Genomic DNA, 17352 nt, shown 5'->3' with positions numbered 1-17352 from the left:
AATTCGGGTCTTTCCTATATAAAACCCTATTATGTCCCAATTTTGGCTCTACTTCAGGCTTGGGCTGGACCACGTGCTGGACTGGCAGGCATACGATCATGTACTTTTTCTGGTGGTTCTTGTGGCCGCTTATGGCTTCACTTCCTGGAAAAAGGTCTTATGGCTCGTCACCCTTTTCACCCTGGGACATACGCTGGCCCTGTTTCTTTCGGTATACGAGATCGTTAGGGTCGCGACCGATTATGTGGAGTTCCTCATCCCGGTGACCATCCTGGTTACAGCCATCTTTGATATTGCCACCGCGGGGAAAAAACTCAGAAATAACAACTACAGTTTGCTATATTTCACAACGATCTTCTTCGGGATTGTCCACGGGCTAGGCTTTTCATCCTACTTCAAAATGATCGCCGCGGGAGCGGGAGCGAAGTTCTGGCCACTGGTAGAATTCGCCCTGGGAATAGAACTAGCACAGGTGATCGTGGTACTTTCGGTAATGATCGTTAGCTTTATATGCCAGAATATCTTTAACGTTTCAAGAAGGGACTGGATACTGGTTAGCGCATCTATCGTGATAGGGATCATTCTGCCCATACTTCAGGCAAGCTACCAGGCACTGTAGAATTAAATATTTTTAAGCTGCATTTTTGACAATAATCTTTTAATTTGCAGCTCATTATTAATTTCTGCCCTGAGACTTTTTACTGTTTAGATGAATAAGAAAAAACAACTTAAATACGACAAGGCTTATTTGAGAATTGCCAGAGAATGGAGTAAATTAAGCCATTGTAATAGAAAACAGGTTGGCGCGTTAATTGTAAAGGATAGAATGATCATCTCTGATGGTTATAACGGAACGCCCACCGGATTTGAAAATTTTTGTGAGGATGATGAAGGATACACCAAATGGTATGTATTGCATGCAGAGGCCAATGCGATACTAAAGGTGGCAGGCTCTACACAATCCTGTAAAGACGCCACTTTATATATTACCATGTCGCCTTGTAAGGAATGTAGTAAACTAATACACCAATCTGGTATAAAAAGACTTGTATACCAGATAGATTACAAGGACAATTCAGGCCTTAACTTCCTCGAAAAAGCGGGCGTGGAACTTGAACAGATAACTGAACTGGAAGATTGAAAGGAAGAAATAAAATATACACACCTCTTATACTGAGTATCGCCTGTGCCATAGGGCTTATCCTTGGCGCAAGGCTCAACTTTGACCCTTCAGACGAGCTATTTTCTGCCAATCCTAAAAAGCAAAAGTTAAACCGGCTAATAGATTATATCGACTATGAATATGTAGACGATGTGAATACCGATAGCATCGTAGATCTTACGGTGAACAAGATACTCGAGAATCTCGATCCGCACTCCGTCTATATTCCTAAAGACGAATACGCCAATGTCACCGAAAATATGAAAGGCGATTTTGTGGGGATAGGTGTGAGCTTCTATAATATTCAGGACACTATAGTAGTGATTAAGGCCATGGAAGGTGGCCCCAGCGAGAAGATCGGGATCCGTGGTGGCGACAGGATACTTTATGCCAACGGGAACAAACTTTTTAACCGCGGAATAAGTAATGACTCCATCACAAAACAATTAAAAGGAAAGGAAAATACAAAGGTCACCCTTAAAGTTCTCAGAAAGGGAATTGAAGACCTGCTTACTTTCCGGGTAAAGCGCGGCAAGGTACCGCTTAAAAGTGTGGATGCCGCATATATGCTTACCAGAGACCTGGGATATATCAAGATCAACCGCTTTGCCGAGACCACCTATAAGGAATTCAACGATGCCATAAAAGAGCTTAAAAAGAAAGGGGCAAAACAGATCGCCCTGGACCTGCGTGACAATCCCGGCGGATACCTTTCAGAAGCCATCAATATTGCCGATGAGTTCATTAAGGATGAAAACCTTATCCTCTACACCAAGAATAAAAGCGGGGCCATTGAAGAAACCTATGCACAAAGGGAAGGAGAATTCGAGAACGGAAAAGTCTTCGTGCTTATCAATGAGAATTCAGCCTCTGCCAGCGAAGTAGTTGCCGGAGCACTTCAGGATAATGATGTGGGCACCATAGTGGGAAGACGCTCCTACGGGAAAGGACTTGTACAACGCGAGATGGAACTGGGAGATGGCAGTGCGGTGAGACTTACCATCGCCAGGTATTATACCCCCACGGGAAGATCCATTCAGAAGCCCTACAACAATGGCAATGAATCTTATTTTAACGACTATATGCGCAGGTATAAGAACGGGGAACTGAACAATGAAGATAGTATTGAGGTGAACGATTCGCTTAGATATGTAACTCCCGGTGGAAAGGTAGTATATGGTGGTGGAGGTATTATTCCCGATGTCTTTGTTCCAAAGGACACCGATTCTGAAAAGGAAAAGCTAACCTTCCTGCTGCGTGGCGGTTATATGAGTCGTTACGTCTTTGATCTGCTTGAAAAAGACCGTAAATATTACAATTCAATTCCTAAGAGTGAGTACAAGGAAAAGATAGAGATCTCCCAGGAGATGATAGATGGTTTTGACCGTTATCTCCGACAGATGGGTGTAAGAGTGAACCTCAACGGAGAGGAACACAAACCCCTGTTAAAGAAATATTTGAAAGCCGAAATGGCACAGCAACTTTTCGGAACTAATGCATTTGAACGGTATTTAAATGAAGATGATCGAATAATTGAGAAAGTAATCGAGTTGTCACAGGGAAATTGATAATTTGGTTTTCCAGTGGAAAAATTCATTGCATATCTGTCAACTCTCTGGCCATTTACCCCCCTGCTTTTCTTTATAATTGCGGTTGCCTTCCGGCTTATGGATAACAGCACCTCTCTTTTTCTTCAAAGAGATATACTTATAAATTCTTCCAATGTATCCAGAAAACTTCTGAAGAAACAAATAAGGCTCAATACCGATCCGCAATTCACCAGGCAGTTAAAACGAGCCCTTATTCTTAGAAATCTCCAGCAAAGCTTTATGGTCTTCGCAGTGATCAGCGTCCCTTTAAGCCTTCTATTCTTTTTCTTCGATTAATTTATCGTGCACCTTGGTGTGCTCACCGTTCCAAACGCTAAGTATATCTGTCGCAACGGCAGAACCACTACCGCTTGCAATTGCAAACTGGCTACGCCATCCCGCCAGAGTACCGGCCACATAAAGTCCCGGTTTTACCAGATGATCCTCGTTCTTAAGCTGTATCCTGTTCTTGGAAAGCTTGGCCTTTTTATGAGGGATAAGATAGTCTTCCAGTCCGGATATCCGGAAAGGACTTGTATAGCCAACAGCCACCACAATTTTAGCCGAAGTATACTCCGCTTTATTGGTGATCACCCTGAAGCCTTCATCCAACTCCACCACTTCCTTCACCTTTTCCTTTGTGATTGTCTTCACCTGGGGATACAAGGTTTCCAGATGCGACATGCCTTTTTTAAGCAGCTCACCTCCATGGGTCCCAGGTTCTATCCCAAAGACATTTTTAAGCAGTGCCGACTGTAAATGCGAACTTTTCTGATGCAGGATAATTCCCGCCTTTTTGTTTTCTGCGTAGGGTTTTTCCATAGCCGAACCTATGACCAGGGCACAGGACATTCCTGCAGCCCCTCCCCCTATTATAAGCACATCGAAATCCATAACTTCTAACTATGCTTTTTAGATATGCTCCTTGAAACCAGCAGGATCGCCATCAATGCGATCACGCAAAGACTTGCGAGTATCACAACAAGGGCATTACCGCTATCTCCTTCAGTAAGATTCTGAAAATCGAGTACGCTCACACTTATCCCAATAAATACAAGGGCTAAAAATATTATGGTATAAATAAAATACTTCATGAAAAAAGGCTCTGAATGTTCTCGGCGAACAGCTTCACTGCGATAGCGAGCAATATCACACCAAAAACCTTTCTTATTACATTAATTCCCTGACTACCCAGAAACCTTTCGATCTTGGCCGAAGATTTCAGGACCGCGTACACAAAGATAATATTGATAATGATAGCCACAATGATATTTACCATTTCATATTCAGCCTGCAAGGAAACCAACGAGGTCATTGTACCGGCACCCGCAATGAGCGGAAACGCGAGCGGCACTATAGAAGCCGTCTCTGGCGCATCATCCTTATAAAGACTTATCCCGAGTATCATCTCCAGGGCCAGGAAGAACAGGATAAACGAACCCGCAACGGCAAAGGAATTTACATCGATCCCGATAAGCCTGAGGATTTCCTTCCCCACAAATAAAAAGACAACCATAATGATCCCAGCCACAATAGAGGCTTTTTCACTTTGAATATGTCCCACTTTAGCCCTGAGATCGATAATTATCGGAATGTTTCCAATGATATCGATCACTGCAAAAAGCACCATCCCGGCGGTAAATACCTCCCTAAAATCCAGCACGTTAAACATAGCACCCCGTTTTAAAATTGCGGGCAAAAGTACTTCAACTTATCTGATTGACAATCGGGATACCAGGTTAAATTTATGTGAATTTTCTATCCCATTTTTCTTCGTTCTAAGAGGCAGAAATTTATCTTTGCAACATGTTTCAACTTGGAAAAACTTTAGTATCTGAAGAGATCATCAAATATGATTTTGTGTGCAACCTTTCAGCCTGCAAAGGAGCCTGCTGTATAGACGGTGAGGCGGGCGCTCCTGTGGAGCCAGAAGAAAAGGCTATTATGGAAGAAATCTACCCCAAAGTGAAACCTTACCTTAGAAAAGAAGGTATTGAAGCTATTGAAAGGCAGGGAGTATATATCACCCGTGAGAATGGGGAATTAGAGACCCCTTTGATCGATGATGCCGACTGCGCCTACGTGACCTTTGACGATAAAGGCACAGCGCTTTGTGGGATAGAGGAAGCATATAATGCAGGGGAAATAAACTGGAAAAAGCCGGTCTCCTGCCATCTCTACCCTGTAAGGATACAGGAATACTCTTCATTTTCGGCGGTTAATTACCATCGCTGGGAGATCTGTGATGACGCCTGCAGCCTTGGAGCCGAGCTCCAGGTACCTATCTATAAATTCGTAAAGGACGCCCTGATCAGAAAATATGGCGAAGACTGGTATAAAGAACTTGAAGAAGTGGCTGCAAGCATGTCTAAACCCAAAGACTCCAAATAGATCAATTTCCAGGTCTTAAATTAAATTTTCTGCCTGGAATTTGTTATATTTAATGTCTTCCGATCCTCAGAAGAGGAAAATTGTCGAAAAGGATCCCCGATCTTTTTTTATCCCCCGTAAAGAAGAAAAATAATCCAGGCCTATGGCCCGGATAAGTTTAAAAGATCAGTTAAAAATTGGATTATCTACCCACAAATTTTATAGGTGGACCAACCAAGGAATTAGGTAATTCTGTTTTCTGGAAAACCGGCAATAATTTGCCGGTTTTCACTTATAAATAAGCCTTCTCCCCCACCTGTTTCAGACTGTTTTGAGGCATTGTTAATCTCTCCGAATAACAGTTTTGATTTTTTTGGTCATAAAATTATTAACAACTTATAATTAATTGTTTTTCAGTTATTTAAATATGTGTTTTAACAGGAAAGTATGAAAACAAAGAAAAACTGCGTGTTGAAAACTTTGTTGAAAACGTTTGCGCCAAATTCTTTCATTATATGTCTCATTTTTAAATATTTGTTAAACACTTTTCACCAAAACTAACTAAGACCAACAAACAAATTAATATGGCGCAGACGGAACCCATTTTGCAGGATAATAAAGATCGCTTTGTGATCTTCCCGATAAAACATCATGATATCTGGGACTGGTATAAAAAAATGGAGGCTTGTTTCTGGACTGCAGAAGAGATAGATCTTCACCAGGATCTTAACGACTGGAACCACAAGCTTAATTCTGACGAGCGCTATTTCATAAAACACATACTTGCCTTTTTTGCGGCATCAGACGGGATCGTAAATGAGAACCTGGCAGAAAACTTCGTGAATGAAGTTCAGTATTCTGAAGCCAAATTCTTCTATGGCTTCCAGATAATGATGGAGAACATCCATTCTGAAACTTACTCGCTTCTTATCGATACTTATGTAAAAGACGACAAGGAGAAAGACAAGCTGTTCAAAGCCATTGAAGTATTTCCTGCCATCAAGAAAAAAGCGGAATGGGCTCTTAAGTGGATAGAGTCAGACTCTTTTGCAGAAAGACTGATTGCTTTTGCAGCAGTTGAAGGCATCTTCTTCTCTGGCGCTTTCTGCTCGATCTTCTGGCTGAAGAAACGCGGACTCATGCCTGGACTTACCTTCTCTAATGAGCTAATCTCGAGAGATGAAGGCATGCATTGTGATTTTGCCGTTCACCTTCACAACAATCACCTTGTGAACAAGGTGCCAAAAGAAAGAATAAAAGAGATCATCGTTGATGCATTGAATATAGAAAGAGAATTCATTACTGAGTCACTCCCCGTTAGTCTTATTGGTATGAACTCCAAACTAATGACACAGTATCTTGAGTTCGTGACAGACAGGCTCCTGGTAGAACTGGAATGCGAAAAAGTATACAATGTGGCCAACCCATTCGATTTCATGGATATGATCAACCTGCAGGGTAAAACCAATTTCTTCGAAAAACGCGTAAGTGAGTACCAGAAGGCAGGTGTGATGAATAAAGATAAAGAATCAGATGAGATCAGCTTCGATGCTGATTTCTAAAGCGCAACTGCGCCGTGTCCCCCAACGCGGCGCATGTTGAACTTTAATTTTTCACCCGAAATAATAGATTTTCCAACTCCGGGTTTTTTCCCGGCAGGGACCCTCAGTACCTTATTTCAAGATTCCTGTGTTCCTGACCTAAAATTGTAGCGTATGTATGTAGTTAAAAGAGACGGGAGGAAGGAGCCCGTTATGTTCGACAAAATTACCGCCAGGGTTAAAAAACTCTGCTACGGGCTTAACGAACTGGTAGACCCGGTAAAAGTGGCGATGAGGGTCATTGAAGGCCTTTATGACAATGTGACCACCAGTGAACTGGATAACCTGGCTGCCGAGATCGCCGCTACCATGACGACCTCCCACCCTGATTACGCAAAGCTTGCTGCGAGGATATCTGTCTCTAACCTGCATAAAAATACCAAGAAGACCTTCTCTGAGGTAATGACCGATCTTTATGAGTATGTGAATCCCCGAACAGGTGAAAAAGCTCCGCTCATCTCAGATGAAGTCTATAAGGTGATCATGGATAACAGCGAAAAACTGGATTCCACGATCATTTATAACCGTGACTTTGGATACGATTACTTCGGATTCAAGACCCTGGAAAGATCCTACCTGTTGAAACTTAACGGGGAGATCGCCGAGCGTCCACAGCATATGCTTATGCGGGTTTCCATAGGGATACATATAGACGACCTGGATGCAGCCATAGAGACCTATGAGCTGATGTCTAAAAAGTATTTTACACACGCTACCCCAACACTTTTCAATTCAGGAACTCCAAAACCACAGATGTCTTCCTGCTTCCTGCTAACAATGAAGGATGACAGCATCGATGGTATCTATGACACCCTGAAGCAAACTGCAAAGATCTCACAATCGGCCGGTGGGATTGGACTTTCAATTCATAACGTACGTGCTACAGGCTCTTATATTTCGGGAACCAACGGGACATCTAATGGAATTGTTCCCATGTTAAGAGTTTTCAACGACACCGCCCGTTATGTGGACCAGGGTGGAGGAAAGAGAAAAGGTTCATTCGCCATTTATGTGGAACCATGGCATGCCGACATCTTTGATTTTCTCGACCTCAAGAAGAACCACGGAAAAGAGGAAATGCGTGCACGTGACCTTTTCTACGCCATGTGGATGCCCGACCTGTTCATGAAACGGGTTCAGGAAGATGGAAAATGGACTCTTATGTGCCCTAACGAATGCCCGGGGCTTTTTGATACTTACGGCGAAGAATTCGAAAAGCTTTATGAAAAATATGAGGCCGAAGATAAGGGTCGTAGAACGATCAAGGCCCGCGAACTTTGGGAAAAGATCATGGAATCACAGATCGAGACCGGAACTCCTTATATGCTTTATAAAGATGCGGCCAACCGTAAGTCCAACCAAAAAAATCTTGGAACCATCAGGTCTTCTAACCTTTGTACCGAGATCCTCGAATATACCAGCGAAGATGAAGTAGCGGTATGCAACCTTGCCTCTATCGCGCTGCCAATGTTCGTTAAGGGAGAAGAATTTGATCACAAGGAACTGTTCAAGATCACAAAAAGAGTTACCAAAAACCTGAACAAGGTGATCGACAGGAACTACTATCCTGTAAAGGAAGCTGAGAATTCAAATATGCGCCACCGTCCCGTTGGACTCGGAGTTCAGGGGCTGGCAGATACTTTTATCAAATTAAGACTGCCATTCACTTCAGACGAAGCAAAGAAGCTTAACCAGGAGATCTTTGAAACATTATATTTCGCTGCTGTGAGCGCTTCCATGGAACTGGCAAAAGAAGAAGGACCATATTCCACTTTTAAAGGCTCACCTATAAGCCAGGGAGAATTTCAGTATAATCTATGGGGAATCAAAGATGAGGAGCTTAGCGGACGATGGGATTGGGCTAAACTCAGAAAACAGGTAATGAAGAACGGGGTGCGAAACTCCCTGTTGCTTGCACCAATGCCAACGGCTTCTACTTCCCAGATCCTTGGTAACAACGAGGCTTTTGAACCCTACACCTCAAACATCTATACGCGAAGGGTACTTTCAGGAGAATTCATAGTGGTGAACAAGCACCTGCTGGAAGATCTTGTAGCAAGAGACCTGTGGACAGAAGATGTCAAAAATGCCATTATGCGTAATAACGGATCGGTACAGAATATAGATATCATCCCTCAGGATCTCAAAGATCTTTACAAGACCGTATGGGAAATGAGCATGAAGGATATCATTGATATGTCAAGGCAAAGAGGATATTTTATAGACCAGTCTCAGTCCCTTAACCTGTTCATGGAAAATGCGAACTACAGCAAACTTACCTCTATGCATTTCTATGCATGGAAAAGCGGACTTAAAACAGGAATGTATTATCTTCGCACCAAAGCAGCCGTGGACGCCATTAAGTTTACGCTGCAAAAAGAAACTAAAAAAGAACCTGTAAAGACCGAAACTCAGGCGCCGGCTAGAGCGGCTGAAAAAATGCAGGCTCAGTCAAAACCGGTAATTTCTCAACAAAGCGAAGAGGAGGGGGCCCTTACACCCGAGGAACTCAGAGCCATCATCGCTCAGTCCAAAGAAGGTGAAGGTGACGACTGCCTGATGTGCGGATCTTAAAATTTTGGCTAATTCAAATTTGAATTGAAGGGGGGAAGTAGGCATTACTTCCCTTTTTTCATTTCAATTTTCTGTTTGCCGAAATAAATTCAGGATGAAGGGCCGAAAGTTTTCAAAGGCGTCTTTTTTATTTATTTTTAGCCAAGCAAAATTCACTACTGCAGATCACAGATAACTACCAACTAAAATGAACTGGGAACAACTCTTATCGCTTAAAAGATTCGGAGATACACATAAAAGACTTAGAAAGGAACAGAACGAAACCCGGCTGGGTTTTGAAGTAGATTATGACCGAATCATCTTTTCTTCGGCTTTCAGGAGCCTACAGGATAAGACACAGGTGATCCCGCTCTCAAAGACCGATTTTGTGCACACCCGTCTTACTCACAGTCTTGAAGTATCGGTAGTGGGAAGATCTTTGGGACGACTTACCGGCCAGAAACTGCTTGAAAAGCACCCCCATCTTCGGGATACTTTCGGATACCAGATGAACGATTTTGGAGCTATTGTGGCTGCGGCAGCTTTAGCGCATGACATCGGGAATCCGCCATTCGGGCATTCGGGTGAAAAGGCCATTGGGGAATACTTCAGTCATGGGAACGGAAAACGTTTTAAAGATCAGCTTAGTGAAAAAGAGTTTCAGGATCTCGTGAAATTTGAAGGTAATGCTAACGGTTTCAAAATACTTACCGAACATCGCCCGGGAATCGAAGGTGGCTTAAGACTTTCTTATGCCACTCTCGGTGCATTTACGAAGTACCCAAAAGAATCCCTCCCGCATAAACCCTCAAGAAATATAGAGGACAAGAAATTTGGTTTCTTTCAAAGCGAAAGAGACTTCTTCGAAGAGGTAGCGGTGGAGTTAGGACTTAAAAAGACTAGAGAGGGAAAAGACATTGGATATTGCAGGCATCCACTTGCGTTCCTGGTAGAGGCAGCCGATGATATATGTTACACCATCATCGATTTTGAGGATGGGATAAACCTGGGCCTTATAGACGAGGATTATGCCCTGGAATACCTTATTAAACTGGTTAAGGACAATATCAATACCTCAAAATATAATGGTCTTACCAATACAGCCGACAGGCTTGCCTATCTCAGGTCTTTAGCCATAAACACCCTTATTGGTGAAGCGGCCGAAATATTTCTGAAAAATGAGGATGCGATCCTGAAGGGAGAATTCCATGAATCTCTTTTTGACAAGAGCAGTTATGAGGCCCAGATAAAAGACATTATCAAGATAAGCATAGAAAAGATATACCAGAGCGAGGAAGTGATAAGCAAGGAAATTGCCGGCTATCGCATGCTTTCCTATCTTCTTGACATTTACACCAAAGCCCTTCTACCGGAAAACAATGATGAAGATTCAAATTTCACCAAACTGGTTTTGAAATCGGTGCCACAGTTACAACATCTGCAGAATAATGATTCAGTATACGAGAAACTGATAGGGATCTGTTCCTATACGGCTTCACTCACTGATGGGATGACCGTGGCTTCGGTAAAAAAATATAAGGGACAGAGTTTATAACCTAGAATTCGTAAACAACTCCAACACCAAGCATCTGCTTCAGCTGAAGCCGGGGGCCGGAAGTTTCAAGTTTCCCATCGCCATTGGTATCTTCCTTGAATTTCACATCGTCGTCATAACGTATATGTGAGCCCACATTGGCCTTCACGAAGTCGTTCACCTTCATATTAACGTTCAGCTGCCAGTCAACATCAACATTTCCGAAGTTATTGAGATAGTCTGAATATAAACTCAGCTGATTATCAAGATCGATATTATCGAAAACTTCCTTGCTGAAACCGCTGGTGACAAGAAAACCAAATTCCGTTCGCAGATTCTCACCTTCCTTCAGGATATTTCCCAGCTCATCGGTAACAGCCGGTTCCACCCCAAACATCCCTTCATCGGCCAGCCGCTGGTCCAGTACAAAGGTAGACTTAAAGGTTATAGGAGAAAGATACACCGTTAGATCTTCCACGGGATCGGAGTATTCGGTACCCGCACCCAGAAAAGTATAGCCCGGTGCCATGAATTTTGAAATCGGCACCTCGGTATCTGGATATTTATATCCGTTAGAAAACTGTGTGTTAAAGCTAAATTTTCCTGAATAATACCAGTTAGAGGTACTGTCTTTTCTGAAACCGAATGAAGATTTCAACCGAATCTCATCTTCGGTCTTCCTTACTTCACGACCTTCCTGTGCATTGAGTCCATATCGCAGAGAGGCTGAATTTTTCCACATGGTAAGGTCTTTTTCAAAGTTCCTTTCAAAGCTTGAAAAGAATAAAGCAGAAACCGAATTATTACCTCCCGAATTCCAGTTAACGAAAGCCACCTCGCTAAGATTAACCCCGAAAGTATTCTTCTCTGTCCAGTACATCATCATGGTATCGGAAACCGTAGTATCCTTGGCAGCAGTTGCAGTAGTATCATTTACTGCAATATATTTAAAATCAGAAGCTAAAGAATTGAGTGATGTAAAGAAGAAAAATAAGAGTAGGATTTGGAACTTCATTAATAATTTAGGTTTTCAGATTTGCAAAAATAAAAAAATCATATCATAGATTCCAGCTTTTGCCTTATTCCTTCAACGTGAATTCCTGCGATTTCTTGTAATTGAATCACACTTCCTTGCTCAATAAATTCATCAGGAATACCTAATGTGTATATTTTACCTTGAAAACCGGCCTCTGCAGCGAATTCCAGGACGGCGCTTCCAAATCCAGATTTTTTGACTCCGTCCTCTGCGGTAACTATTTTCTGATACTTTTTAAAAATATTTCTGAGTAATTCTTCATCAAGCGGTTTAACAAAACGCATATCGTAATGAGCGATCTTCTCTTTTTCCCCAATTTCATCGATGGCCTTCGAAACGTTTCCTGCCATATTCCCGATACTAAGCACTGCTATTTCTGAACCTTCTTTAAGACATTCTCCCTTTCCTATCTCTATTTTTTCAAAAGGTTTTCTCCATTCCTTCAACACGCCACGGCCGCGGGGATAGCGAATAATCATTGGGTTTTTTAGTCCAAGCTGGGCCGTATAAAGCAGGTTTCGAAGGTCGACCTCATTCCTAGGTGCTGCTATTATCAAATTAGGAATGGCCCTGGCATAGGCAATATCAAAAACCCCGTGATGGGTGGCTCCATCTTCACCTACAAGGCCCGCACGATCAAGGCAGAAGATCACCGGCAAATTCTGAAGTGCCACGTCATGGATCAACTGGTCATAAGCTCTTTGCAGAAAAGTGGAGTAGATCGCGCAATAGACCACAAAGCCCTGTGTAGCCATCCCTGCCGAAAGAGTGACCGCATGCTGCTCAGCGATCCCTACATCAAAAGCTCTTTCGGGAAAAGCTTTCATCATATATTTCAGGGAACTACCCGTAGGCATAGCCGGCGTGATCCCAATGATCTTCTCATTCTTTTCGGCCAGTTCAACCAATGTAAAACCAAAGACATCCTGGTACTTTAATGGAAGGCCGTCGGTTTCATATTTTAATAATTCTCCTGTTTCAGGCTCAAATTTTCCCGGCGCGTGATATTTTACCTGGTCTTCCTCGGCCTTTTTTAGTCCTTTTCCTTTTTTTGTAATCACATGAAGGAACTTAGGTCCCTTTATCTGCTTCATCTCCCCGAGGACCTTCAGAAGACCTTCCAGATCATGACCGTCAACAGGGCCAAAATACCTGAAGTTCAAAGCTTCAATAATATTATCACTGGCAGGTTTATAACCCACCCTGGCTTTGGTGAGATATTCCTTTAAAGCTCCAACGCTGGGATCGATCCCGATAGCATTATCGTTAAGGATTACCAGCAGATTTGCCTTAGTGACACCGGCATGATTCAAACCCTCAAAGGCCATCCCGCTGGCGATGGAGGCATCACCGATCACGGCGATATGCTGTTTTTCGGTTTCTCCCTTAAGATTGGAAGCGATAGCCATACCAAGGGCCGCCGAAACCGAGGTGGAAGAATGCCCGGTCCCGAAGGTGTCATATTCACTTTCACTTCTTTTGGGAAAACCGCTGATACCTCCCAGCTGCCGGTTGGTATCAAAAATATCCTTGCGCCCGGTGAGGATCTTATGCCCGTAGGCCTGGTGACCAACATCCCATACCAGCAGATCTTCAGGTGTATTGAAGACATAATGCAGGGCGATGGTAAGCTCAACAACACCAAGGCTCGCACCAAGATGCCCTTCCTTTGTGGCTACTATATCAATAATAAAGCGACGCAGTTCTTTGGCAAGTACTTTCAATTCCTCTTTAGAAAGCTTCCGCAGGTCTGCCGGGCTGTGTATATTTTTCAGGATCTTTTCGGCCATACCCGGCAAAGTTACATTATGAAATCTTAATTAGGGATATGACTGCTGCCCGGAATCTTCAAAATTTATATCTTTCATGAAAATTCCACACATGCTTTCTCCTTTTAATGATGAATATTATATGAAAAAGGCTTTGGAAGAAGCCGAAGCGGCCTATGAAAAAGGGGAGATTCCCGTGGGTGTGGTAGTAGTGATAAACGACAGGATCATCGCCAGGGGGCATAACCTTACCGAAACCCTCAATGATGTTACAGCTCATGCCGAAATGCAGGCGATCACAGCTGCCGCAAATTTTCTTGGGGGAAAATATCTACTGAACTGCACCATGTATGTCACCATGGAACCCTGCCAGATGTGTGCCGGAGCTCTTTATTGGAGTCAGATCCCTAAACTTGTATTCGGAGCTTCCGATCCGCACCGCGGATACCGCAAATTTGGAGTGGAGTTACATCCAAAGACCGAAGTGAAATCGGGAGTGATGGAAAATGAATGTGGATCCCTTCTGAAAAAGTTCTTTATAGAGAAGAGAAATTTAAATTAAAGCGGAACCTTTGAAATAAGTATTAGAAACGCTAATCCAAGCCCAAATTTCAGATAGAAGGTCCCGCCTGTTTTGACTAATTCGACCGGGTTACTTTAATATGGTCTATATAGTATTTGACCGGAAAAATTGAATCATCTACCTCCGGTCCTCCAAAAGTACCTCCTACAGCCATATTGATGAGAAAGTAAAAATCCTTTCTGAAGGGATAATGTTCATCATCATACTTTTCCGGAGTGAACCTGTACACCTGGTTCCCGTCTACAAAGAATTCAACATAATCCTTCGTCCATTCGGCTTTATAGGTGTGAAAACCTTCTTCGATATCTTCGATCCTGGTCTTTTTTGTATTGATGGTTTCTCCGTGACTGGCAGGAGTATGCAAAGAAGTAAAGACCATCCCGGGTTCCTTCCCAACGTATTCCAGGATATCGATCTCCCCACAGGCTGGCCATCCAACTTCACTGATATCTGCACCCAGCATCCAGAAAGCAGGCCATATGCCCTTTCCGGTTCCTAACTTTGCCCGTACTTCTATCACGCCATATTTGAATTCCACCTTGTCTTTGGAAATGATCTTTCCAGAATAATACTCATCAGCCTTCTTAACTGCAGTAATCACAAGATTACCATCCTTAACCTCCACAAACTCCCTGTCATAGACCTGTCTCTCGTTATTACCCCAACCACAAATATCCGGGCATCCATCACCTTCTTCGTAGCTCCAGGAACTCATGTCCAGGCTATCTCCGTTAAAATCTTCTTCGAAGATCACCTTTTCCTGAGCTTTTCCTGTTAAGACAATTCCCAGAAGTAATCCACATGACAGTACTAATTTTGAAAATTCTTTCATGATTTGCTGTAATTTAATTTTACTGACTTTACATCTTCAGAATTTCCACCGAGCATAAGTTCAAATTCCCCGGTTTCGGCTTCCCATTTTCCAGATGCGGAGTAAAATTTAAGCATTTCTTCATCAATTTGGAATTCCACAGTTCTGGTCTCACCGGGATTAAGCTCCACAAGCTTAAAGCCTTTCAGTTCTTTTACAGGCCTGGCAAGACTTGCCACAAGATCCCTCAGATATAGCTGAACCACTTCCTTACCCTTAACGTTTCCAGTATTTGTAAGCTCAACACTAAGCGTCACAGTTTCACCTGTATTAAGACTGGAAGAAGAAAGTTCAGGTTTTCCATATTCAAAATCGGTATAGCTTAAACCATAACCAAAAGGATATAAAGGGCCATTTTCAATATCAGTATAATGTGCATAGGTCACATGCTCCTCGCTATAGGGCCTTCCCGTATTCAAATGATTATAATATAATGGTTCCTGTCCCACCGCACGTGGAAAAGAAACCGGCAGTTTACCTGAAGGATTATATTTCCCCAGAAGAACATCGGCAATGGCATTTCCACTTTCGGTACCAAGCTGCCAAGCTTCCACGATAGAAGGTATATTCTCAGAAGCCCAGGTAATTTCAAGCGGACGGCCATTGATAAGTACCAGGACAATGTTCTGATTTACTTTTTGAACTTCCTTCACCAATTCCATTTGCAGTCCCGCAAGGCCTACATATGCCTGACTGCGGCCTTCTCCAGACTGGAAAGCATCCTCCCCAAGAACCATAACCACAAGTTCGGCATCTTTGGCTGCTTTCACAGCCTCAGAGATTCCCGATCTATCTGTTTCATTAATTTCAAGTGGAAAAAGGAAACTGCGTTCTCCCTCCCCCAAAGTAACTCCTTTACTATAGGTGATTTCAGTATTTTCGGCTGCAGCGGCCTTCAATCCTTCCAGAACTGAAACAGCGGAATTGGTTTCTCCCTGGGCACGCCAGTTACCAATAGGACTGTCCTTATCATCGGCTAAGGGCCCTATAACCGCAATTTTATTAACTGAATTATCTATTGGAAGCAGGTCATTCTCATTCTTTAGAAGCACAATGGACTTTCTGGCAATGTCTCTGGCCTCTTTTCTATGTTCTTCATAGGATATCGAATTATTCAGATCTTCATCTGCATATCGATAAGGATCTTCAAAAAGTCCCATTTTGAACTTCACACGAAGTATCCTTCTCACCGCATCATCTATTAAAGATTCATCGATTTTTCCTTCCTCTACCAGTTTTTGAAGTCCGGCAACATAGGCTCCACCTTCCATATCCATATCACTCCCTGCCTTTACTGCAATCTCTGCGGCATGTACCTTATCCCGTGCAAAACCATGAGGAACCATTTCTGCGATAGATCCCCAATCAGAAACCACAAAACCTTTCCAGTCCCAGTCTCCTTTCAGGATATCCCTTTGAAGGTTTTCACTTCCGGTAGCAGGAACACCATCGATAGTATTGAAGGAGTTCATAAATGTAGCTACCCCGGCTTCGGCAGCCGCATGAAAGGGAGGTAGAACAACATTATGAAGTTCATTCTCGCCAATATTAACCGCGTTATAATCCTTTCCCCCTTCTGCTAGACCGTAACCTGCAAAATGTTTAGCGGTAGCCGCGATCGTTCTGGGATGGGAAAGGTCATCTCCCTGGTAGCCCTTTACTTTCGCAACAGCAACCTTGGAAGTAAGAAAAGGATCTTCGCCAGAGCCTTCCATAATACGGCCCCAACGTGCATCTCTTGAAATATCAATCATAGGAGAGAAAGTCCAGTTAATACCATCAGCAACCGATTCCAGTGCTGCGATACGGGCAGATTTCTCCATGGCTTCAAGATCCCAGCTAGCAGTTTCTCCAAGGGGAACAGGAAATATGGTTTTATAACCATGTATCACATCATAACCGAATATAAGAGGGATCTTCATTCGGGAGTTTTCCATGTTCAAACGTTGTGCTTCACGTGTGGCATCCACAGAAATGACATTGAGCATGGAGCCCACAAGACCCTTTTTCAGCCTTTCTTCCTTCTGTTTGTTATCAGTCCCCGAAGCCGGACCGGTTAAGTCCCAGCTTCCATTATACTGCACCATCTGACCCACTTTTTCTTCAAGGGTCATAAGTTGCAATACTGAGTCTACTTTGGTTTCTACATCCATCACTGAACTGGAAATCCCATCTGACTGAGCAAAAAGGCTTCCGGTTCCTACAATAAGGAATGTAACGATCTTGAATATTTTTTTCATAATTAAAAGGGTAAATTCCGGGAGCAATCACACCCCCGGAAATC

Annotated in this window: 16 protein-coding genes; 9 read left to right on the top strand and 7 right to left on the bottom strand. The window is 43.0% G+C overall.

The features are described from left to right. The first annotated feature begins 31 nt into the window (after window positions 1-31). From NE848_RS10665 to NE848_RS10650, 4 genes are all read left to right on the top strand, one after another. Window positions 32-619 carry a HupE/UreJ family protein gene (locus NE848_RS10665; RefSeq protein ID WP_252113322.1) on the top strand — a complete coding sequence of 196 codons (588 nt, stop codon included), beginning with the start codon at window positions 32-34 and terminating at the stop codon, window positions 617-619. Between the two features lie 90 nt (window positions 620-709). Beyond that, on the top strand, window positions 710-1141 hold the full coding sequence (locus NE848_RS10660; RefSeq protein WP_252113320.1) for a deoxycytidylate deaminase: 432 nt from the start codon (window positions 710-712) through the stop codon (window positions 1139-1141). Continuing rightward, window positions 1138-2730, top strand: a complete 1593-nt coding sequence (locus NE848_RS10655; RefSeq protein WP_252113318.1) for a S41 family peptidase — start codon at window positions 1138-1140, stop codon at window positions 2728-2730. The genes NE848_RS10660 and NE848_RS10655 overlap by 4 nt, the downstream gene beginning before the upstream one ends. Window positions 2731-2745: 15 nt before the next feature. Then, window positions 2746-3048, top strand: a complete 303-nt coding sequence (locus tag NE848_RS10650) for a hypothetical protein (RefSeq protein ID WP_252113316.1) — start codon at window positions 2746-2748, stop codon at window positions 3046-3048. On the opposite strand, the gene NE848_RS10645 is transcribed toward NE848_RS10650, so the two are convergent. From NE848_RS10645 to NE848_RS10635, 3 genes are read right to left on the bottom strand one after another with little or no spacing between them, the layout of a single operon-like run. Next, window positions 3028-3645, bottom strand: coding sequence for an FAD-dependent oxidoreductase (locus NE848_RS10645; RefSeq protein WP_252113314.1), 618 nt, complete (start codon window positions 3643-3645; stop codon window positions 3028-3030). The genes NE848_RS10650 and NE848_RS10645 overlap by 21 nt on opposite strands. 5 nt (window positions 3646-3650) lie before the next feature. Then, a complete protein-coding gene (locus NE848_RS10640) occupies window positions 3651-3845 on the bottom strand; it encodes a hypothetical protein (protein WP_252113312.1) in 195 nt (64 codons plus the stop codon). After that, window positions 3842-4423 carry a MarC family protein gene (locus NE848_RS10635; protein ID WP_252113310.1) on the bottom strand — a complete coding sequence of 194 codons (582 nt, stop codon included), beginning with the start codon at window positions 4421-4423 and terminating at the stop codon, window positions 3842-3844. Before NE848_RS10635 ends, NE848_RS10640 begins: the two co-directional genes overlap by 4 nt. A 134-nt stretch (window positions 4424-4557) precedes the next feature. Here NE848_RS10635 and NE848_RS10630 point away from each other — a divergent pair, with 134 nt between their 5' ends. The 4 genes from NE848_RS10630 (at window position 4558) to dgt (ending at window position 10830) form a co-directional block, all read left to right on the top strand. Continuing rightward, entirely contained in the window at window positions 4558-5142 is a 585-nt protein-coding gene (locus NE848_RS10630) for a DUF3109 family protein (protein ID WP_252113308.1), read from the top strand. Between the two features lie 563 nt (window positions 5143-5705). Beyond that, a complete protein-coding gene (locus tag NE848_RS10625) occupies window positions 5706-6683 on the top strand; it encodes a ribonucleotide-diphosphate reductase subunit beta (RefSeq protein WP_252113306.1) in 978 nt (325 codons plus the stop codon). Between the two features lie 153 nt (window positions 6684-6836). Then, on the top strand, window positions 6837-9296 hold the full coding sequence (locus tag NE848_RS10620; protein ID WP_252113304.1) for a ribonucleoside-diphosphate reductase subunit alpha: 2460 nt from the start codon (window positions 6837-6839) through the stop codon (window positions 9294-9296). Window positions 9297-9483: 187 nt separating this feature from the next. Further along, window positions 9484-10830, top strand: a complete 1347-nt coding sequence (dgt, locus tag NE848_RS10615; RefSeq protein ID WP_252113302.1) for a dGTP triphosphohydrolase — start codon at window positions 9484-9486, stop codon at window positions 10828-10830. Between the two features lies 1 nt (window position 10831). On the opposite strand, the gene NE848_RS10610 is transcribed toward dgt, so the two are convergent. Both NE848_RS10610 and NE848_RS10605 read right to left on the bottom strand, forming a co-directional pair. Continuing rightward, window positions 10832-11824, bottom strand: a complete 993-nt coding sequence (locus tag NE848_RS10610) for a DUF3078 domain-containing protein (RefSeq protein WP_252113300.1) — start codon at window positions 11822-11824, stop codon at window positions 10832-10834. Between the two features lie 38 nt (window positions 11825-11862). After that, window positions 11863-13635, bottom strand: coding sequence for a 1-deoxy-D-xylulose-5-phosphate synthase (locus tag NE848_RS10605; protein WP_252113297.1), 1773 nt, complete (start codon window positions 13633-13635; stop codon window positions 11863-11865). Between the two features lie 91 nt (window positions 13636-13726). On the opposite strand from NE848_RS10605, the gene NE848_RS10600 reads away from it, so the two are divergent. Continuing rightward, window positions 13727-14176 carry a nucleoside deaminase gene (locus tag NE848_RS10600; RefSeq protein WP_252113458.1) on the top strand — a complete coding sequence of 150 codons (450 nt, stop codon included), beginning with the start codon at window positions 13727-13729 and terminating at the stop codon, window positions 14174-14176. 76 nt (window positions 14177-14252) lie between these two features. On the opposite strand, the gene NE848_RS10595 is transcribed toward NE848_RS10600, so the two are convergent. After that, on the bottom strand, window positions 14253-15029 hold the full coding sequence (locus tag NE848_RS10595; RefSeq protein WP_252113295.1) for a glycoside hydrolase family 16 protein: 777 nt from the start codon (window positions 15027-15029) through the stop codon (window positions 14253-14255). Beyond that, window positions 15026-17308: a beta-glucosidase BglX gene (bglX, locus tag NE848_RS10590; RefSeq protein ID WP_252113293.1), complete on the bottom strand. Its 2283-nt coding sequence runs from the start codon at window positions 17306-17308 to the stop codon at window positions 15026-15028. Before bglX ends, NE848_RS10595 begins: the two co-directional genes overlap by 4 nt. Window positions 17309-17352: the final 44 nt, after the last annotated feature.

The organism is Gramella jeungdoensis, assembly GCF_023805255.1.
GTDB lineage: Bacteria > Bacteroidota > Bacteroidia > Flavobacteriales > Flavobacteriaceae > Christiangramia > Christiangramia jeungdoensis.
This window is presented reverse-complemented; position numbering and strand designations above follow the sequence as displayed.